The sequence below is a fragment of the Lachnoanaerobaculum sp. genome (assembly GCF_057250505.1).
Map to the genome: position 1 here is coordinate 52,861 of NZ_DBHIEQ010000012.1, position 20,985 is coordinate 73,845.

At 35.5% G+C, this 20,985-nt stretch carries 17 protein-coding genes and 3 pseudogenes; 5 read left to right on the top strand and 15 right to left on the bottom strand.

Translation table 11 applies throughout. The annotated features are described in order from the left end of the window. Positions 1 to 2 precede the first annotated feature (2 nt). The 4 genes from ACO6FI_RS06840 to ACO6FI_RS06855 form a co-directional block, all read right to left on the bottom strand. On the bottom strand, positions 3 to 1,724 hold the full coding sequence (locus ACO6FI_RS06840) for an ABC transporter ATP-binding protein (protein ID WP_485456700.1): 1,722 nt from the start codon (positions 1,722 to 1,724) through the stop codon (positions 3 to 5). Then, positions 1,708 to 3,462: an ABC transporter ATP-binding protein gene (locus ACO6FI_RS06845; protein WP_485456701.1), complete on the bottom strand. Its 1,755-nt coding sequence runs from the start codon at positions 3,460 to 3,462 to the stop codon at positions 1,708 to 1,710. Before ACO6FI_RS06845 ends, ACO6FI_RS06840 begins: the two co-directional genes overlap by 17 nt. Next, positions 3,449 to 4,057 (bottom strand): TetR/AcrR family transcriptional regulator, encoded by a 609-nt coding sequence (locus ACO6FI_RS06850; RefSeq protein WP_034214792.1) that lies wholly within the window; start codon positions 4,055 to 4,057, stop codon positions 3,449 to 3,451. The genes ACO6FI_RS06845 and ACO6FI_RS06850 overlap by 14 nt, the downstream gene beginning before the upstream one ends. 301 nt (positions 4,058 to 4,358) lie before the next feature. Next, complete coding sequence (locus ACO6FI_RS06855) at positions 4,359 to 4,865, bottom strand: hypothetical protein (RefSeq protein ID WP_485456702.1); 507 nt, start codon at positions 4,863 to 4,865, stop codon at positions 4,359 to 4,361. Positions 4,866 to 5,118: 253 nt separating this feature from the next. Here ACO6FI_RS06855 and ACO6FI_RS06860 point away from each other — a divergent pair. Beyond that, positions 5,119 to 5,517 (top strand): annotated as a pseudogene (locus ACO6FI_RS06860) (transposase); the annotation flags it as partial. On the opposite strand, the gene ACO6FI_RS06865 reads toward ACO6FI_RS06860, so the two are convergent. The 6 genes from ACO6FI_RS06865 to ACO6FI_RS06890 are packed head-to-tail and all read right to left on the bottom strand — an operon-like array spanning position 5,516 to position 12,073. Further along, positions 5,516 to 5,842, bottom strand: coding sequence for a nucleotidyl transferase AbiEii/AbiGii toxin family protein (locus tag ACO6FI_RS06865; protein ID WP_485456703.1), 327 nt, complete (start codon positions 5,840 to 5,842; stop codon positions 5,516 to 5,518). The pseudogene ACO6FI_RS06860 and the gene ACO6FI_RS06865 overlap by 2 nt on opposite strands. After that, positions 5,772 to 7,481, bottom strand: coding sequence for an ABC transporter ATP-binding protein (locus ACO6FI_RS06870; RefSeq protein ID WP_485456704.1), 1,710 nt, complete (start codon positions 7,479 to 7,481; stop codon positions 5,772 to 5,774). The genes ACO6FI_RS06865 and ACO6FI_RS06870 overlap by 71 nt, the downstream gene beginning before the upstream one ends. Next, positions 7,478 to 9,229 carry an ABC transporter ATP-binding protein gene (locus tag ACO6FI_RS06875; protein WP_485456705.1) on the bottom strand — a complete coding sequence of 584 codons (1,752 nt, stop codon included), beginning with the start codon at positions 9,227 to 9,229 and terminating at the stop codon, positions 7,478 to 7,480. Before ACO6FI_RS06875 ends, ACO6FI_RS06870 begins: the two co-directional genes overlap by 4 nt. After that, the gene (locus ACO6FI_RS06880) at positions 9,222 to 10,733 is read right to left on the bottom strand and encodes an ABC transporter ATP-binding protein (RefSeq protein ID WP_485456706.1); all 1,512 of its coding nucleotides are present in this window, start codon (positions 10,731 to 10,733) and stop codon (positions 9,222 to 9,224) included. The genes ACO6FI_RS06875 and ACO6FI_RS06880 overlap by 8 nt, the downstream gene beginning before the upstream one ends. Positions 10,734 to 10,736: 3 nt before the next feature. After that, positions 10,737 to 11,465 carry an energy-coupling factor transporter transmembrane component T gene (locus ACO6FI_RS06885; RefSeq protein ID WP_485456707.1) on the bottom strand — a complete coding sequence of 243 codons (729 nt, stop codon included), beginning with the start codon at positions 11,463 to 11,465 and terminating at the stop codon, positions 10,737 to 10,739. After that, the gene (locus tag ACO6FI_RS06890) at positions 11,462 to 12,073 is read right to left on the bottom strand and encodes an MptD family putative ECF transporter S component (RefSeq protein ID WP_485456708.1); all 612 of its coding nucleotides are present in this window, start codon (positions 12,071 to 12,073) and stop codon (positions 11,462 to 11,464) included. The genes ACO6FI_RS06885 and ACO6FI_RS06890 overlap by 4 nt, the downstream gene beginning before the upstream one ends. 184 nt (positions 12,074 to 12,257) lie before the next feature. On the opposite strand from ACO6FI_RS06890, the gene ACO6FI_RS06895 reads away from it, so the two are divergent. Further along, on the top strand, positions 12,258 to 13,229 hold the full coding sequence (locus ACO6FI_RS06895) for a helix-turn-helix domain-containing protein (protein ID WP_485456709.1): 972 nt from the start codon (positions 12,258 to 12,260) through the stop codon (positions 13,227 to 13,229). Here ACO6FI_RS06895 and ACO6FI_RS06900 read toward each other — a convergent pair. Together ACO6FI_RS06900 and ACO6FI_RS06905 are read right to left on the bottom strand one after the other, a co-directional pair. Beyond that, positions 13,171 to 14,281 (bottom strand): annotated as a pseudogene (locus ACO6FI_RS06900) (IS1380 family transposase); the annotation flags it as partial. The gene ACO6FI_RS06895 and the pseudogene ACO6FI_RS06900 overlap by 59 nt on opposite strands. 243 nt (positions 14,282 to 14,524) lie before the next feature. After that, complete coding sequence (locus ACO6FI_RS06905) at positions 14,525 to 15,967, bottom strand: ATP-binding protein (RefSeq protein WP_485456710.1); 1,443 nt, start codon at positions 15,965 to 15,967, stop codon at positions 14,525 to 14,527. 293 nt (positions 15,968 to 16,260) lie between these two features. Between ACO6FI_RS06905 and ACO6FI_RS06910 the strand changes: the two genes are divergently transcribed. The 3 genes from ACO6FI_RS06910 (at position 16,261) to ACO6FI_RS06920 (ending at position 17,853) form a co-directional block, all read left to right on the top strand. Then, positions 16,261 to 16,722 (top strand): LysR family transcriptional regulator, encoded by a 462-nt coding sequence (locus ACO6FI_RS06910; RefSeq protein ID WP_485456711.1) that lies wholly within the window; start codon positions 16,261 to 16,263, stop codon positions 16,720 to 16,722. Between the two features lie 26 nt (positions 16,723 to 16,748). Then, positions 16,749 to 17,132, top strand: a complete 384-nt coding sequence (locus ACO6FI_RS06915) for a LysR family transcriptional regulator substrate-binding protein (protein WP_485456712.1) — start codon at positions 16,749 to 16,751, stop codon at positions 17,130 to 17,132. 175 nt (positions 17,133 to 17,307) lie between these two features. After that, complete coding sequence (locus ACO6FI_RS06920; protein WP_485456713.1) at positions 17,308 to 17,853, top strand: phenolic acid decarboxylase; 546 nt, start codon at positions 17,308 to 17,310, stop codon at positions 17,851 to 17,853. Between the two features lie 189 nt (positions 17,854 to 18,042). Here ACO6FI_RS06920 and ACO6FI_RS06925 read toward each other — a convergent pair. From ACO6FI_RS06925 to ACO6FI_RS06935, 3 genes and pseudogenes are all read right to left on the bottom strand, one after another. Then, positions 18,043 to 19,191 (bottom strand): annotated as a pseudogene (locus ACO6FI_RS06925) (low temperature requirement protein A). 43 nt (positions 19,192 to 19,234) lie between these two features. Then, entirely contained in the window at positions 19,235 to 20,068 is an 834-nt protein-coding gene (locus ACO6FI_RS06930; protein WP_485456714.1) for a nucleotidyl transferase AbiEii/AbiGii toxin family protein, read from the bottom strand. Next, positions 20,061 to 20,657: a type IV toxin-antitoxin system AbiEi family antitoxin domain-containing protein gene (locus tag ACO6FI_RS06935; protein ID WP_485456715.1), complete on the bottom strand. Its 597-nt coding sequence runs from the start codon at positions 20,655 to 20,657 to the stop codon at positions 20,061 to 20,063. Before ACO6FI_RS06935 ends, ACO6FI_RS06930 begins: the two co-directional genes overlap by 8 nt. Between the last annotated feature and the right edge of the window lie 328 nt (positions 20,658 to 20,985).

A 20,985-nucleotide genomic window follows, 5' to 3' on the forward strand; every position in this document is an offset into this window, starting at 1 on the left:
CCTTAATAATTAAATGCTTCGGCTAATTTTGTCTTTTCAATCAAGTTTTTATATACCTTTGAATCTTTTATAAGCTTATCATGATTTCCTTCTGTCTCAACAACTCCCTCATCTATTACCACGATCTTATTCACATTTTCTATTGATTTTAATCTGTGTGAGATAATAATAACCGTTTTGTCCTTGATAAGCTTATTTAAGCTGTCCTGTATCTTCTTTTCATTGTCCACATCAAGGCTTGCCGATATCTCATCCAATATCAAAACAGGTGCATCCTTTAGAAATGCTCTTGCAATAGATATTCTTTGTCTTTCTCCGCCTGATAATTCCGCACCGTTTTCGCCAATCAGAGTATTAAATCCGTCCGGCAATTTTTCAATAAAATCCATACAGTTTGCAAGCACTGCCGCTTTCTTTACTTCCTCATCGGTTGCACTCTCCCTGCCCAGACGAATATTTTCCATAATGCTTGTGTTAAATAAGGTCACATCCTGAAATACTATTGAGACATTCTTAAACAATGATTCTGTAGATATATTTTTGATATCCTTTCCGTCTATTAAGATACTTCCGGTATCATAGTCATACAGCCTTGATATAAGTCTTAATACGGAAGTTTTACCGGAACCTGATATACCTACCAAAGCTGTAACCTCACCCTGCTTTGCCGTAAAACTCACATCTTTTAATACCTTTGCATCTTCATTATAGGAAAATGAAACATTTTTAAATTCGATATTGTATCTTGAAAGGTCTGTATCTTCACCCTCTTGAAGCACTGCATTTTTTATCTCCTTTATTCTTACAATTGCAGGTTCAATATAGGACATTTCAGTCATTCCTTCCCTTGAAACATCAAAAAGTTCTTTTACCTTTATTGCTCCTATCAGGTATCCTATCAGATATAAGAGGCTGATCTCATTATGAATAAGTAACTGTATTCCGACAGCCAATACTACTGCAAGGCTTATATATGAAAGTGATGAAGAAATTCCCACAGCCAACATCGGAAGAACCTCTACTTTAAGATGAATCCTCTCGCTCTCCTCCATCTTTTTATACAGGTTTTTCTTCACCTTATCGGATTGATTAAAGCTGCTTATCTCCTGTTGTAGCTCTATTGTTTCTTGAAAAAGCTCTGAATTATTTCTTAGCACATTAAAGTATCTACTATACTCTGAAACTTCCTTTTGCTTTGCCAAAGGATTGATCATAAAGCTTAAAAGAGTGGGAATAATTGCCGCAAGTCCAAGCTTCCAGTTTCCAATAAGCATAATAAGGCCCATCAGAGGGAAGAACAACCACATAGCCACAACCTTGGGTATAGAATGGCTCATAGAATGCTCTACCCTTTCCACATCAGACATTATCGTTTGTGAAAGGTCAGAGAGATCGTGCTTTGAAAAATATGCCAGCGGAAGCTGTGCCAGATTCTCTGCTATTCCCTTTCTCAAATTTGCCGATTCTTTATAGGTGGAATTATAAAGGCTTACATATTCCTCTGATAATAAAATATACATAAATATCAGAGTAAGTATTGCCATAACAATATACTGCAAGGTGCTTGATACATTTCCCAAGACCAACTGATTAATAAGTCCCATCAAAATAAACATCGGACCAAGGTTTATACAATATGTCAAAAAACAATATATCGTTGCTTTTGTAAGATTTTTTGCACCCTGTTCCGAGAGAGCATATCTTTTCTTATAATAGTTTTTCATTTGACACCCTCCAATCATTTGCAGTTTCGTAAAGGCTGAGGAGTCTGCTGTATAACCCTCCGGTTTTTACTAATGAATCATTATCTCCTCGCTCTATTACATTTCCCTTTTCCAAAACTATTATTTCATCTACATTTCTGATACTTGTCATTCTATGGGCAATCATTATAACAGTCTTATCCTGCATTAAATTTTTAAATGCTTTTTGTAATTCATATTCATTATCTGCATCAATTGCCGCACTCGCTTCATCCATAATTACAATAGGTGAATTTTTCAAAATAGCCCTTGCAATAGCGATCCTTTGTTTTTCACCTCCTGAAAGATACACACCCTTTGAACCTATAATTGTATTTTCCCTGTCTTTAAACTTTTCAATAATTTCATCACAACCTGCAAGACTGAGAGCCTCCATTACTTTATCTCTGCCTGCATTTTCATCAGCCAATGCTACATTATCGTATATTGATTTTTTAAACAGTTTGCTGTCTTGAAATACAAACGAGATATTCCTTATGATTGCCTCCTTTGTATATTCCGAAAGAGGATATCCACCTATTTTTATTGCCCCCTTATCAACCTTATAAAATCCTGACAAAAGCTTTGCAACAGTTGACTTTCCTGAACCTGAATGCCCTACTAAGGCATAAGTTTTTTTCTCTTCTAATGAAAATGATAAGTTTTCCAGAACCTTTTTATCCCCATATGAAAAGCTCACATTTTCAAATTCAATATTGAAATTGTCAAAATGATCTCTGTTTCCATATGTGAGTTTATCCTCCTGCATCTTTTCATATAATTCTTCCAAACTGTCAATGGCAAAATTTGCATTATAGATATTCATGCTTGCCCACATTATTTTCATAAAAGAGACCATTATTACACCGCTTAAGAAAAAGATCATAATAAGCTCTACAGCCATAAATTTAGGATCTTTTATACCGGTCAAAAAGAAGCTGAGCGGAATGCTGATAATTGCGATCAATCCCAAAAATATCAGCTGATATATTACATAAGGTGTTTTACAAGACAGAGAATAATCATAAGCATATTTTGAATACTCCATAATAGAATCATGCAAAGCCTTAAAGGATTTAAGTTTTGAACCGAATATCTTTATTACCTGTATGCCTCTGATATACTCCACAGTTTCAGAACTCAGTTTGTCAAGTGAAGTCTGATAAAGCTTCATAAAATCTTTATTGCCCATCATTCCCATCAATATAAGTCCACTTACAACAGATAAAACTATAATAACTATTCCCACTCTAAGACTTATGGCAAATGCCAGTATAAATGCAAAAATCGGTACCAAAAATGCCTGTGAATTATCCGGCAACATATGAGCTACCGCCATATGTGTTTTTGCCGCATTATCATCTATAGTTTTTCTGATATATCCTGAGGAATGCAGATCAAAAAATCGAAAGCTTGCATCGGTAAGACCTTCAATTCCTCTTTTCCTCAAGTTTGTTTCAAGTCTGAATGCCAGCTTATGTGAAACAATACCGGATACCAAATACATTATTGCACTTATAGTTAAACAGATAACTATCCTTGTCGAATAATATCCTGCATTTTCATAATTTCCCTTTACTACCGCTTCTTTTAGAAGTAGAAATATATAATAATACCCATAAACCACCAGGAATACCGAAATACTCGATAATAAAATTGACATATATCCGATATGTTTTTCATTCGGCACATATCTGAATAATTTCTTATAAACTCCCATCAGTTTTCTCCTTTACTTGTTCAAATAAGTAAGTAAATATTGCTTCCAAATGCTGTCTGTTCTTTTTGAAATTTTCTCTTGCATCCAGTACATCAGAAGCCATTATCAGAGCATTCATAAAATCGGTAACAAACTGAAACATTTGTGGATCAAACAACCATCCTGAGTCATCACTCCATATCGCTTTAAATCTTTCCTTTGTCTGTTCCTGAAGCTCTTCCATAATATTATTCAGTTCGGGATTTCTTTTTTTCTCTATCAAAAACTCAACATAAAGAGGCATTAAAGGATTGTTGTCTATGACTTTATCAACCAACTGTTTTGCCATAAACTTACTCTCACCACCCTTTTCACATTCAGCCAAATGCTCTTTAATGATATTGTTTCTGTAATCAATCCCGCCTATCATAATGTCTTTAAAGATTTCTGTTACGTTCCCATAGTAGTGATATACTCCTCCTTTTGATAAAGTTGTTCCCGCGATGATGTCTTCCATAGTTGCCTTTCCTAAGCCCTTTGCGGCAATTACTTTTGCGGCTGAATCCATAATTTCTTTTTTTCTTTCAGCCTCACTAAGCCTCTTCGCAGCAGCCATATTGTATACCTCCTCTTTATCGACGTTATCGTCGGTAAGATTATTATATCATAGTTAGGATTTGCTAACAAGTGGTTATTTGAACTACTTCACTGTCACTTCAAAGTCAACTTCAATATCACTTCAAACAAACTTCAATTTACTTTGAAGTAATTTAAACTTAGCCCGACTTACTGTTATACATAAAAAATCAGCCCGGGGATTCACCCCGGACTGACTGTAAGTATATAAAAACCGATTTGATTTACTGTTCTTATGGTATCTCTTATCAAATTATTAAATTGTTTATGCAACTCTAAATTTATCTTCCTAAAAAGCCAACAAACAAAGCTTGAATTGTAGCTATAATTGGTACAAGAAAAAATGGAACTAATAAAAAATGTTCTCGAATTGCCAAATGTTTCATCCAATTATTAAACTCATAATCTTTGTGTCCCTCTGTTCCCGGAATAACTATCTTTTCTTTATATTTTCCTTGAAATAAGAGACAATCCAATAACAAAAAATCTCCTATATTTAATATACTCCACTGAATGTATCCCATCCAAAATATATTCCAAAAGCCAACGACTCCTGAATGTAAAATACTTATTGTTGAATAAATAAAACAAACTCCCACAATAATGATAGTAAGTGTAATGTTTATCTTTTTCTCTTGCTTTGTCATTTGTTTCGGAGCTGTTTTCTGGATAGCCTTTGGATAAGAATCCAAAAAGAATCTTGGATTAATAAGTACCAAAGAAGCCACTGCACCGTTAAAAATAGCTGCTATAGCAATTCCGACAAGAATTGCCTGTATTAAATCCATAAAATCATCTCCCTTTTGCTTTTAAATTCATATTACTTTGTAAATAATAATTTAACCTAGATTATTCATGGTAACTCCATGAAAGTGGCTTAAAGCCACATAATTACTATATTTTAACAAAATATTGCTTTCACCTAGTAAGTGAATAAAAAAAGAGCGTCCATTTGTGGTAAAATTAAGGTGACAAAACTCAATATAATCACACAAAGGAGCCCTTTATGAGTATTGTAAACACCTTATCACTTGAAAGCAATTATATAAACAGTGTGAGGAAAACGGTACCGGCTATGTAATTCGTTTGAAAGAAAATGCTATACTTCGTGATAAGGCATCATATCTTGTAGATGAACTTGATGAAATCACAAAAAACAACAAAGTAGATTATGCTGTAGTTTATGGTGAATTCATGTATCAGGCAGGTCCTTGGCCTTATGAAAGACGTGTTGTCTGTAAAGTTGAAAAACCTGAAAACCAAATGACTTACATGTATACATTCATTGTTACAAACATGGAGTCGTCCCCTGAATATCTTATCAAATTCTATTGCAAAAGAGGCTTGATGGAAAACTTCATAAAGGAAAGTAAAACAGGTTTTGACTTTGCTTCTGTCAGCAGTCATGCAAGAATTGTAAATGCCAACAGGCTTCAAATTATTGTACCGTGAATAATTCAGGTTTATTATTGTAAATTCTGTTTGCAATATTTAATGAGTTTTCTTTTGTCAATATTGTATTTCTATACTTAAAAGTAAGTGATACCGCAACTTTCAATGAATCAAAATTTATTTTATCTGTTTTAGTTTTTAATATTATGTATATATCATAAAAATCTTTACTTCTGCTATTGTTCTCAGCTCCGGTCAAAACCGTTTGAAGCTTTTCTGATATAACAGATTCCGGAGGATAACTAATAAAAAGTATGGATCTCAGCATTCCACATAGCAGTATATTTACCACCCAATGCCAGAAGTTTTTCATGGGTACCCGACTCTACTACCTTTCCATCAGCCACAACGAGAATCTGATCGGCATTTTTTGTAATAGACAATGTGTGGGCAATCATCACAACAGTCTTGTTTTCCTGCAGAAGATTTGAAATTGCCTGTTTTACAGCGAATTCATTCTCAATGTCCAAAGAAGATGTCGCCTCGTCAAGAAGCAGTATCGGACTGTCTTTCAATATAGCACGTGCTATAGAAAGCCGTTGCCTTTCACCACCTGAAAGCAAATTCCCATTTTCGCCTATAGATGTATCATAACCTTCTTCCAATTTGTGGATAAACTGATCACAGTTGGCCTTCTTGCAGGCATTCTCTATTTCTTCATCTGTAGATGACGGTTTTGCATAGCGTATGTTTTCCCTTACTGTATCATTAAACAAGAAGGTGTCCTGGTCTACCATTGATATTAGTGCAAGCACATCTTCTGCATTGACATTACGGATAGATTGCCCTCCAATGCCAATTTCTCCGCTATCAGGATCATAATACTTTGCAATTAGATTCAGAATCGTTGATTTGCCCGAGCCTGAGTCACCCACGATTACGGTTAGTCCGTGGTCAGGTATCGAAAAACTAATATTTTTTAGAACAGGTTCCTCCTGCGCATATGAAAACGACACATTGCGAAACGATATGCCATGCTCTTTTGGTGAAAAGACCTCTGTACTTTTCGATTCTTCATTTTCTGCCAGCACATTTTTAATATTTGCCTTTGATATCAAGAGATTTCTGTAACTGAACATATCAACCGAAATCGATGCAGTAAGCTTTGCTAAAACCATAGGCAGCATACATAGAAACAGAAAGGTAATAGCACTAATACTGCCTGACTGCCATGGAATGTATCCAATCAACATAACCAGTGGGACAGTGAGCCAATTTACAATATTAAAAGCAAAATTAACAGGTATGCCATGCGCCTCATATTGATAACTGACTGTGCTGAATTTTCGCAATGTTTCTGTTGTATTCCTATTTTTAGTACCACCCATTCCATATGAACGGAATGTCTGAATTCCGTCAATGTACTCAACTATCTGTCCTACGGCTTTTGCTGTAACTAAATTCTTCTCCATACCGTACTTTTTCACAATTCGAAACGACAGCCACATTTCAGGTATTAGTAGAAAAAGTGAAATCATAAGAATGACTGCAGCAGGGAAATATAGTACACTGACAAAAGCAAGCACTATAACGGACAAAACCCCGTTTTTCACAAGGGCTGCAAGCTTGTGCGTAAGAATCTGCTCATAACTATTCACATCTGCAGTCATGATATTTATATATTGTCCTTCTCGTTTTTGGGTAAAACAGGATAATGGAACCTTCCTTAGCTTATCTCCAAGTCCCAGACGGATATTTTTAGATATCTCAGCACCTCCTACTTGACTCTGTGTATAGCCAATGCTATAAATGACAAGACGTATCACAAAAATTATTCCTACGAGGCAGGATATACTAAAGATGTTCTTAATATCAGTAACTCTCTCATACAGCATCTTAAGCACCATGTAAATGACAATGTAGTTGATTCCTGAAAGAAGTCCTTCCAAAACGGTCAATATCAGACCGCAGTAAAACCTAGAATTCTTATGGAAAAGATTTTTGTCTGTCATCTTCCTCCTTTCCCATAGGTGATATTTCTTGATAATTCATAGCTTTTCCAGCTTTTTTGATAATATATATTCCGCGAAATCAATTCGTCATGTGTTCCAATATCTGTAATCGTATTATTCTCTACTACCAACACCCTATCGCACATTCTGACCACACTTAGGCGATGTGCAATAATGATGACGGTTTTTCCTTTGCAGAGGTTCTTGATTGCCTTGTCAATCTCCATCTGATTTTCCGGATCAGCGGCACTCGTTGCTTCGTCCAAAATAAGAATCGGTGCATTTTTTAAGATTGCCCTTGCAATGGCAATCCGCTGCTTTTCTCCCCCTGAAAATCGGGATCCATAACTTCCGACCTTTGTATCATATCCATCAGGAAGTGACATAATAAAATCATCAATCTGTGCTTTGCTTGCAGCCTCCCTCACCTGCGTAAGAGAAGCATTCATCCCCATACAGATATTATCAAAGACTGAGTCCTGTGTAAGAAAGGTCTTCTGAAATACAATAGATATATTCTGAAGGAGAGTTTCATATCTAATGTTTTTGACATTTTTCCCTCCAATCATAACCTCTCCGCAGTCCACGTCGTAGAAGCGTGCAATAAGTGCTGCAATGGTGCTTTTACCCGCTCCCGATGCTCCCACAACGGCAATCTTCTCGCCATCCCTTATGTATAGGCCGCAATTTTCAAGCACATTTGTTTTCCCGTCATAGGAAAAGCGCACATCCTTAAGTTCGATATCGTATTTTTCCGGGAAAGTGTCTCCACCTTCAAATATCGGAATTTCCAATATTTCTTTTGCTTTTGTAATACCGCTAAACGCCTGTGCGAAGTTTCCTGCAAGTTGCTGAAGCGGAAGTAATTCTGTCAAATATAACGAACCGATATAGGCAAACAGGAGAAATGCACTGGCTGAGATAGATCCCCGCAGAAAAAGCCTCCCTCCAATGGGAACAATTAACAAAAGCCCAGACTCCAACAACAGGATGAACACAGCATACAAAGGAGCAGTCTTTTCCGAAATCTTGTTCCATGCCCTGTTACCGTCAAAAATAGCTTCTGTAAATTTTTTAAATGATTTGCTGCCCATCCGGTATGCCTTAATCAGACGCATTCCGCGGACATATTCGACCATGACAGAATTGAAGCCTTCAAGCGATACGTTAGCCTCAGGCAGCATATCAGACATTTTCTTAAACACTGACATCATCACTGGAATATCCAAAACAAGAGGAATCAGGGAAATAAGTGCCAGTGTTACATTCACCGTCATAAGATAGGCAAAAATTACGACAGGACCGGTAAGATAGCTGACAAGCTCAGGAATGTTATGTGCGAGACATAACTCTAACTTCTCAATGTTCTCATTCAAGATAGTTTTGATTTCACCTGTACTCCGCTCATTGATGTATCCAAGCGGAATCTTCGCCAGATGATCTATAATCATACATCTAACCTTGAACAGGGTGTTATAGGCCCCTTTATGCGAGAGTACTCCTGACAGGCCAAGCAGTATCATGCGAAGAATTGTTGTGGTTGTTACCAAAACTATACAATCTGTCAATACTTTCCGTGTGAGCGTTCCAAGAAGGACGGCATCCATCAGGCGATAAATGCCGATATATACTCCGATTACAAACAGTCCACTTAAGAATGCACACAAGACAGAGGCTAATAAATACCATTTATCATTGCCCGCCCATTTAAACAGTAATTTCACCGGTTTTTCCTGATCCTTATTCAAAAAAATCACCTCCAATATTTTCACCCGCAGCACGAAAGAATAACTGCCTAATCTCCTCCTTATTATCTGCACGGCATTTTAAATCGTTACTTATTTTTCCATCAGAAAATACAAGCATACGACTGCATGTCCTGCAAAAAAATTCATAATCATGTGTAACAACAAATATAATTTTCCTCTGTTCGGAGAGGTCACGCACAATTTTAGCAACTCTTGCCATACTTTCATAATCCAGTCCACTTGTAGGCTCGTCAAAGATGATTAGTTCTTTTTTACAGACTTGACTCACAGCGACAGCCAATCGTTGCTTTTGTCCACCTGAAAGAGTGCCGGGATGCCGTTTAGCAAAATGTGTCAGTCCTAGCACATCCATCACATCTGTGACTACATCTAAATCCGGGTTCTTTATTCCAAAGGAACATTCTGCTTCTACACTCTCTGCAAAAAGCTCATAATTTACGTCTTGCATGACCATATAGGCGATCTTCTGCCGTTTTTTCTTCGATATGACTTTGCCATCCCAGAAATAATCCCCTTTTATCTCTCTATGCAATCCGCAAAGAGACCGTGAAAATGTTGTTTTCCCTGTGCCATTTTCCCCAATAAGTGCTATCACCTCTCCCCTTGAAATTTTTACACTAATATTTTCTACCACGGATTTTTTCCTGTAGAACAGAGAGACATCTTCTAGCTCTAGTTTTACATCCTGTTCTTCCTCTATGACTATCTCAGGAACCTCTCTTAGTAAGTCAATCGTTCGAAGGCCCATACACCTGCGCTCTTCATCTGTCAAAGCCCCGAACTTTTTGGCAGAGTAAACCTTTTTTATCTGACCCTCATCAAGTACTATGACTCGGTCAGCGATACCTATCAGGTAATATAGCCTATGCTCGACAATTAAAACCGTCTTTCCCTGAGCCTTAAGCCTTTTAATATGCTCCCTTAAAGCAACCACCGATTCCATGTCCAGATTGGATGACGGTTCATCCAAGAGATAGACAGAAGGATTCATGGCATATACGGAGGCAAAAGCAATCTTCTGCTTTTCTCCTCCTGAAAGAGAGAAAATATTTCTTCCCCGTAGATTTTCAATCTCCAAATCCTTTGTGGCAGCCTCAACTTTTTCTTCAATCTGTTTCCTTGGTAACGCTAGATTTTCCACTCCAAAAGCGATTTCACTGTCTGTGTCTACATTAAAGAACTGTGTCCTTGGATTCTGAAATACCGAGCCTACCAGGGACGCAGTTTCATACATCGGCATTTTCGATATGTCCCTCCCGTCAAGCAAAACTTCTCCTGTCAGCTTACCGGAATAAAAATGTGGGATAAGCCCATTTACAAGGCGCGTCAACGTGGATTTTCCGCATCCGCTTTTCCCACAGAGAAGGACGCATTCCCCATCATTTACTGTCAAATTGATGTCATGCAAATTATCTATTTCCTGTGTATCTTCCTGCTCCATGTTTAAGTCATACGAGAAAGATACATGCTTAAACTCAATCATACGCTACACTATCCTTTCCCAAGCAAAACCCAAAACAAGTACGCAGACCGCAAGAACCATAACTGCCCAGTCCCTTCCCCGCAAATATATCCGAAGAAGGCAGGTACGTGGTCTTGGGTTCTCTATCCCGCGTGTGAGTGCTGCAGCAGATAATTCATCTGCTGAATTTGAAGCCGTCATCAGCAATGGAACATACAGACATTCAACTGTCATTGCAGGTTTTTTAAGGAATCCAAGAACTGAAGGAGTTACATCCCTAAGCCTCATGGCGTCTTTGATATAACCCCAGTCTTCACGAACCGTGGGAATATATCTAATCATAACTGCCAAAGGAATAACCACCTTATTAGGAATATGCGCCTTATTCATTGCGGTTAAAAACTCACTCACCTTTGTTGTGGAAAGAATAATGCCTGCTAAGAAAACACATGGGTAGACTGCATAAAACAAGCCTAGCCATGATGTAAACACAGTGTAAAGCACCCCTTTTTCAAGTGACATAATAAACAGCGTCAACATATAAAAGGCACCATAAAATGCCGCGCATAAAAGTGACCTGAGAACTTTCCCACTTGCACATCCAAATACTGCAATTGCAAAAACAAGCACACTCTCGTACAGAAGCGACGGAGCAATTGTTGCTGAAATTACGCATAGAATCAGCAAAATGATTTTTGTGCGTGGGTCAAACTGCATCCTGGTACTGTTTCTAGTGTATTCTCTTAAAATCATGCAGTTATTCCAGCTTTTTCAAATTGTTTCTTCAATAGTTTACTTCCGACAAAACCGCTGAAAAGAGCCACTAAAACTGTACCTGCAAACATAGTTATCAAAATAAAATTGTTAACTGAAGCTGCCATTGTATCCAGATACTCATGAGGTGTACCTTTCTCCAGCATCCTACTCACCCAAGCCTTAGGATTGATGAAATATGCAATATATGACCCGGTTCCTCCGAGGCAGAAAACAATGTAGGAAAGAATGTTGATTTTTATGTTCCTATAGCGTCCTGTCCCTGCCACAAATTCCGCCAGTACGCTTCCGGCCAGATATCCGATAGTCATGCCTATATGCATACCGGTCACATAACAAAATATTGCCATCAAAAGTCCTACGGTAAAGATTGGTCCGGGTTTTGGTACTTTCGCAATCAGCAAAAGATACACAGGTCCTGCAAGAAGAGCACCACCTACCGGATAATAAAAGGTTAAGGCCGGGAACATTGCAAATGGCCCTCCGCTCAAAGAGATGCATATAAAAATAATTGCAGAAAAAATACCTACCGTAATAAGTTCCTTAATCGTAAATTTCTGTTTCTTAATGTTTGTTTCATTTGTCATAACTAATGACCCCCTTTATGGTTAGTGTATTGATATTTTATAGATACTGTGGTAATATTCAGTTAAATATTACTAATAGTGTAAATAGTATAGAATAACAAGGAAAGCAATACAATATGACCAAGAGTTATTTGCCTGATATGTATGAAATAATGTCCGATATGTATGATTTTGATGTGATTATATGGAAATAAACGAATTTTATGAAGAATGGCTTACCCACAGCGGATTTGTTAAAGTAGAATCATCTCCTGACTTTAGCCCTGCAGGAAAATTGTATCTCGCTCCGAAGGAAGTTGCCTGTGGATATTACTGGGTCTATGGAGAAAAAGATTTGTTTGATATTAAAATCCATGATTTCTATTTTTTTGAAGATAGCTTTGTATCTCTTAATACTCCAGAATGTCTAAGCATTACCTACTATGATTCTGTGTCCGGAGAGGAGTTAACTCCTTACCGCCGCTTAACTGCAGGATGTGTAAAAACCTTTTACGGAGGGCATGATGAATATAAATCCATTATGCATAAAAATATCCCGATTCGTTCTGTGGGAATAGAGGTATTTCCTGCATATTATGAAAAATATCTGAAAGAAAGCTATCCCGATGACTACCTGTCTCCGCACGAGGCTTTTATCCGCGTTGGACAGACACTTGACTTCCCGGAAATGTCACATCTTTTGCGTCAGGTTTGGGATTATAAGGGAGACGGCATACCGGCCAAGTTGTTCTATGAGGCCAAGGTCGCTGAAGCTGTCTCTCTTGTTTATGAACGCGGAAAGAAAAGTAAAAATGATCCTTGTGTACGAATTTCTAGGCAGGACATTGATGCATTGAACAATGTTGCCTCATATATCAATGACCATTTCAACTCGGACCTTCCACTTGATATGCTCGCACGAATAGCCTGTATGGGTACAACAAAGTTGAAGAACTCTTTTAAGCACATATATAGCTGCACAATTTCTGAATACATCAGACAGCGACGTATGAGCCATGCGGAAATGCTCTTAACGTCTACAGACCTTGCAATCGAACAGGTTGCCTTGGCTGTGGGATATTCCAATGCAGGAAGATTTGCGGCAAATTTTAAAAACAATACAGGGCTGTTTCCATCTGAATACCGCAAAATGGCGCTAAGGAAATATGACTGCTAACAGAAGCAAAGTCAAAGCCTGTTATACTTTCCTTTATGAAATTTTCCATCAGGCCTCTTTTACAATAGAACTTGATAAGATATTCAGGGGATGACTCCATGTTTGTAACAATGAATGTATACATGTAAGTCATTTGGTTTTCAGGTTTTTCAACTTTACAGACAACACGTCTTTCATAAGGCCAAGGACCTGCCTGATACATGAATTCACCATAAACTACAGCATAATCTACTTTGTTGTTTTTTGTGATTTCATCAAGTTCATCTACAAGATATGATGCCTTATCACGAAGTATAGCATTTTCTTTCAAACGAATTACATAGCCGGTACCATTTTCCTCACACTGTTTATATGAACCGGGCGTTGCAAAGCCACTATCTCCTCTAAGGAAAAGTTTGATTTCTGGAAAATCTTCAAGATATTCATCAAGTATAGGCTGAAGAAAGTCCACAACTCCTGTGCTTGAATACTGAGTCCCATCGCGAAGTTGAATTTTAATTAAATCTCCTGTGATTCCATCATAGCAAACAAGTGGATGATAACCGTTACTTTGATAGTGGAAGTTAAATGCTCTGCCTTCCTGTTTGCCATAGGCATTAAGAAGTGTTGAGTCCAAATCTAAAATGATAGCTTCAGGCATCTGAATGCTATAAACTTTCTTTCGAAGGATTTGATTTATTGAAAGGAACTGATTCAAAGAATCCTCATCCATTCGATTATGAAATCTTGAAATGGTCGGTTGTGATTAAAGTGTCTTTATTTAGCACTGCTTTAAACACAGGATCATTTGTAAGTTCATCTGAAGAATCATCTTCAAAATAGCCTGCAATGATCATATATATCATCTGAAGAAGGTTTTCTTTATCAGTGTGATAACGGAATAATGCAAAGTCATTGGTCTTAAATGATTGACTGAAAAGTTTATCAATGCTAAGTTTACTTACGAATTCTTTTATAAGAAGCAAGCCTGAATCGGAGGATAAATCGCCTCCATCGAAATTAATTTTAATTTTTCTATTGCTTTCAAGTGATAAGGTGTTTACAATACTCATAAAGGGCTCCTTTGTGTGTTTTTTGAGTTTTAGCACCTTAATTTTACCACAAATGGACGCTCTTTTTTTATTCACTTACTAGGTGAAAGCAATGTTTTGTTAAAATATAGTAATTATGTGGCTTTAAGCCACTTTCATGGTGTTGCCATGAATAATCTAGTCTTATATATCAAAATGAATAAAAAAATCAGCCCGGATCTTTGCCGGACTGACTTTCAATAAATAATCTTATATCAAACTACATCATTCAATACTTACCATGCTATGATTTGTCTTATAAAACGCCGCTCTTGATAACTTACTCTTTTCTAAATACCCGTTTTTTTCAAGATTAGCCAAAACTTTCTTTCTAAAATATGTTGAATCACTGATTCCCAAGTATTCCACTATCTCAGAGACCTTATGTGCTCTATGATAACAAAATGACAGTACCTTTTTATCAAGCTCCGTTCCTTGTGGAACAGGCTGAAATCTAATATTTGGTACATCATTATTTTCAATACCTCTATCATATGTTAGATCCGGCAATACCAATGTAAAGTGATCGGACTTTGAATAAATATATGGCTTATGTGCTTCATCTGCTGACTTATACTCCTCTACTATCTTATCAAAGCCTGTACCTGCCGCCTCCATTACATTACATAAAACTAAAACTCCTGATATTACTTCATTTCTTCTCTTTGAAATAATTTTAGATAAATCATACGTTTTTCCAAATTTATCACCTCTGTAAAAACCTCCGGGTGATGATATTTCCAATCTGTCCTTAAACATATCGACTTGAATTTGTGTTCCGTCCAGATAATAATCTCTATGAGCAATTGCATTTATTACACCTTCAAATAGGGCTCTTGCCGGATATGAATCAATATCTACTCTACCTTCATCAAGCTTTATAATACTATGATTCATTCTTTGATTTACAAAGTCAATAATATAACTTATACTCGCTATTACATTCCCTTTAAAGCGATTAATAGTAACGACTCTGTCGCTTCCCCTATTTGATCCGGAAAATACGGAGCACTGTACATCGGTTTTGTTACCCTTATAATCATCTTGAAATAAAACTGCACCGTTAGACAAATAATCTTCTTCATTAAAAAATCCTAATGACTGTAATGCCTTATCTTTCAAAGTCTTCCCATTATTATATTTCTTATAGAACTCTCTAAGCATTGAAAATTTTTCCGGATTATATTTAATGTCAGATATTAAAATATCGTATTGTGTATTTTTACTTCTTACACTCATATCTATGATTTCTTCATAAGTTGCTCCATTCGTAAATCCGTCACGCCTCATAAAAATAGCCGGAATATTTTTATATTTTAGAATTACGGGTTTTATAGTAGATTCTTCTATACTCACCTTTATTATAAATCGTTCATTTCCACGCACCTCATAACTTAAAAACGAAATTTTCATTTGTGGTCTTGGTGTCAAATGCTCATTTACCTGATTATTAAAGTAATTTCTTTCATTATCAGCTGCTTTCCTGTCAAAACCTATCAGTTTATTCGTCTTATCCTCAACTCCGATATAGAAATCTCCACCTGATGCATTTGCAAATCCGGCAATACTTTTAAGCCAACCAACGACATCTTCTCTGTTTAAAACTGCTTTACACTCAAGCTTATCACTTTCCGGCTTTACATCACCTGTTATCTCCTCCAAAAACATATTCTACACTCCTTGTCTGAACTACTTCAATGTTACTTCAATATCACTTCAAAGTCAACTTCAATATCACTTCAAACAAACTTCAATTTACTTTGAAGTAATTTGAACTCTTACCGACTTTTCCGCCGGTTTTGCGTGTACAAGTATGATTCTTTTAGACTCATCAGATAAAGAAAACCACGATTTAATTTTTATTTACATTCATTGTCTTTGGTAGTAACATATATTCACCAAAAAAGGAATAAAATATCACGTGTAGATTGTTGATATAACGGAAAGGAACTTATTACTTTATGGATACAAGAGATCTTCGGTGTTTTCGACTTGTGTATGAAGAAGGCAGTATTAACAAAGCTGCCGGTGAGCTTTTTATTACTCCACAGGGGCTAAGCCGTATAATTAGAAAACTGGAGTATGAATTTCAAGCCGTACTTTTTGAACGCACATCAACCGGAACAATCCCAACTGAATATGGAGATTATTTATATACACATAGCCGTGAACTTCTTTATCACATGGAAAATATAAAGCAAAAAATGAAACAATTAAATACCAAACAAAGTATTCTTCATATAGGTTTCGCATGTGGAACTCTTAATGTGCTTAATTTGGAACAATTATTGAATGATACTGGCTCACACTCCTCTTTTCAGTTTCAATGGGAAGAAATGGAAAATCAGGAAGTGACCCAAAATCTTTTAAATAACTCTCTTGATGTAGGATTTATTATAGGAACAAACTCAAGCCAGAGTTAAAGGCAATAACAGTATATACAGGAAACATGAATGCTTTAGTCTATGAAGGCCATCAATTTTACAATTATACATCTCTTAGTATAAAAGAATTGAAAGATCAACCTTTAATTTCACTTAACGAAAAATATGCCAGCTATCATAACCTCATACAACGTTGCAGTGATTTTGGCTTTGTTCCAAATATAACAATAAGTACTATGGAGAATACTTTGATATACAAATTTTGCAATAAAAGACTTGGAATCGGAATTGACGCAGACATTCATAAAGATAATACCATTCCTGACAATATTCATAAGATAAAGATTAAAGATGCAATACCATGGAAAATATCATTGTTATACCGTCATAACCACTGTAACGAAAATATTATTTCCAAATTAAAAGAATATATAATAAATTACACATAAATGTAATACTACTGATATCATACCGTATAAACAATTTGTTACAGGTGTATTGTCAATACGTTGATGGATGAACACGCACCGTTATGCTATAAATAGGATATAAGAATTTAGATTTAGCCAATGACATAATATGTTGTACAGGTGAAATTCATTATACTTATGATGGAGGTTGAAGATGAAAAAATATTTCAAGGATTTAGAAGACTTTATAGGAACACATTTTATTTACACATATGATAACGGCTGGGAATACGAATGGTATGCTAAAAATGACCATACAGTCGACTACCGTATACATGGCGGAATGGTTGCGGGACGATGGGTTTGGGTTAAAGACCAGAAGGCTGAAATTGTAAAACTTACTGACGGAGTATTTAAGATTACATGGACGGAGCCTACAGGAACGGATGTAGCACTTGATTTTATGCCTAATGAAAATAAACTACATGGTTGTATCTTTTTCCCAAAATGGGTTCATGAACATCCTGAGATTACAGTATGCTACCAGAATGAACATATTGAAAAAATGATTGAAGCCAGAGAAAAATATGATACATACCCTAAATATATTGTACCTGAATTTGCTACAATTACCTATATAGGAGATGCAGGAGCTGATAATGAAGATGTTATATGTGAAGCACCTTATCCCGGTATGACAGATGATATACGTAATGGAAAATATTTTGACAGTGATTATAAAAGAATAAAAAAGGCATAAAATTTTCCACCTTAGTATTATGCTCAAAAATAGAAAGTATTATATATAAATAAAATATCCTGACAAAGTTACAAAGCTAAAGCGCCTCGTAATTGTCAGGATATTGTTATTTTTTTCTATAGCAATTTAAATTTAGCAAAAGTCCCTTTTAAAATTTTTAATATTATATCTTTTATTAAGTACTTACAGTCATATTTTCTTCTTGATTTCCACCTCTTTAGAAAGACTTACTATATTACTACCGATAAAGAGTGCCGCTTCCAAGACAACGACAAGAGTACATATTACTGTAAGCAACTTTGCACTATCTCTAAAATAATATGACAAGCCGAATCCTATCAAATACACTGTTACAATTGGAATTATAAATATTTTATCCAATCTGTGTCCCTTTTTATTGTAGCGTAGACTGTTCAACACTCCGAAATAAAATAGAAGATATCCTAAGAACATAATTACTATAATCGCCGTACCCAGCTTATCATTTGCATAGTCAAAATCTATTGTGCATAAGTTCAGTCCGAACCACACAAAGTAATGATTATATATAATTCCTGCACCGCTTTGTGCCGGCAGGTTCTCATCAATTACATGGTCAAATTCAATTGCGTAAAATAAGAACATACCTACTATTTGAATAAGCAACAACACCGAATAAATACTGAAGTTTTCAACTTCGAAATATTCTCCTGTGGCTACAATCATCTCTCCAAGTGTAATTATCGTTAAAAGTGTCAATCGTTCAATAAGATGAGGCATATTAACAGGAACTTTTCTCATATCTTTTTCAAACATTTTTGTACTCATGATGCTTAGAGATACGCCTACTCCTGCTAAAATTATACTTACATTTCCGGTAAATAGCAGACTTAACAATATTGCGACAATTCTTACTGTAAGAATTCTAATAAAATCTGTAATCAATTTTTTATTATCAGCATTCTCCTTGTGCATAACATAGGCGTATACATATTGTAAAAGCTGTACAAGCGCCAGTCACAATAATGCTAACGAAAACCTTAACCATGTCTTATCAAGTTCAACCAACACATTTGCAGCTATAAACAGTAGTGCCGGCATCTGTAATACACACATGATGAACATATGGTATAAATCATGTTTTCCATAGCGGTTCATATGTACCATCTGAATATTCCATACACTTAAAAAACAAATAAAAACAACTACATAAAGAAGTATCTCATGACCACTGATAATTCCTTCATTCAGGCCATGAAAAATATGCGTAATTCTTGAAACTCCATAAACAAAAACCAGATCATAAAACAGCTCTGAAATATTGACTTTTTTTGCTTCTTCTTTAATTCTTTCCGGCATTATATATCTCCTTTTATAACTTTTGTTTATACAATATTTCTATTTACATAACCATCTCTATAAGTTTAATTATCTCATCCATAATAGATTCGAATTCTATATCTTTGGCATATGGATTCTTATTTTTATATCTTATCCATCTATCTTTAATGTATTTGTTATTGTAAATTCTGTTTGCAATATTTAATGAGTCTTCTCTTGTCAATATGGTATTTCTATACTTAAAAGTAAGTGATACCGCAACTTTCAATGAATCAAAATTTATTTTATCCGTTTTAGTTTTTAATATTGTGTATATATCATAAAAATCTTTACTTCTACTATTGTTCTCAGCTCTTGTCAAAACTGTTTGAAGCTTTTCTGATATAACCGATTCCAGAGGATAAAGCATCAAATTTATTTCCTCCCCAATGATAGTCGAATAATTATCTAATTTAGGAAATGGATATATCGGATCTCCTGTTGCAATATCTATTGCAAATTTAATTCTCATATTAGATAAATGTCCAACGATATGAGATCTTAACCCACAATACTCATCTTCCAACCTTATTTCATCACAATCTCCTATAGTCTCAAACCATACCCCTGTTCTAAACTCATCATATAAAACACTGTCAAGAATTTTTTTAATCTCTACAGAATCAAGCCTTACCCCTTTAACTAAAAAATTAATATCTTGAGTTGATCTATTTTGTACACCAAGTGTATATGTTAAAAGCATTCCTCCCTTTAGCATAAAATTTTCTCGATATTTACTCTTTGACAATATTTTTAGAAATTCATCGAAAAAAAACTTACTTAACACCAGATTATAATTCAGACCAAGCGACTTTGCTTTATTTCTCAGCTTACTTGTAATACTGTCTTTATTCATAGGCAAGTACCTCCAAAATACTCTCAATACGTTCTGATATCCCAAATATATTTGCGTAATCTCTAAGTTTCCATATATCTCTCGAACTTTTTTTAAGATAAAATTTCCAAGCTTTTGAAAATATCTCCGGATCCTGTCTTTTCCTATCTCTAACTATATCACAAATGGTCCTTTCCATATCATAAACATAAACAGGATTTCCCATATCAGTTTTTTTTTCTACAATGCCGATTTTATACCAGTCCTTTTTTACTTGATGTACATTAACCATCCCCTTAAATCTCCATGGATTATACCCCTGATATACTGTAACTTCATTTATGTATGGAAGTCTTTCAGTTAATCCATGTATATATATAGCAGTTTGATATGAGTATATACACACTTTATTTTGAAGTTGAAAAAAATACATTTCATCATAGTTATCAAAACTGTTATCAAAATAAATTCCTCTCCCAATTCTCTCAAGCTCACCCTTTCTCACCATATCCGTAAGATACCATGAGTCAATACCGTGTTTATCAACTTCCTTTGCTGTAATTATACCATTGTTTTTTTCTATAATTTTTTTAATATTATCTCTATTCATAACCCGCTTTCTTTTGTGCTTTATTATATAATAAACACAGCACAAAAGGAAGTAGAAAGATTTCAAAGTGCCATTTTGGCACTTTGAATGGCACTTTGGACATTAAAATTAATATGCATATATATCGATTTTTTTAATCAAGCTTCGTATCCATTAAAAGATTTTCAAAAAGGTGAGTTGAAAATCAACCCACCCAACACCTTACATAGAGCTGAAATATAGACACCTCACTACTGGTTTTAAGTCCAGTGATAAGACATTTTTCGATTATTTATTCTTTAGAAACTTTGCAATTTCATCGACGAATTCTAGGTGCTATGCATCAGAA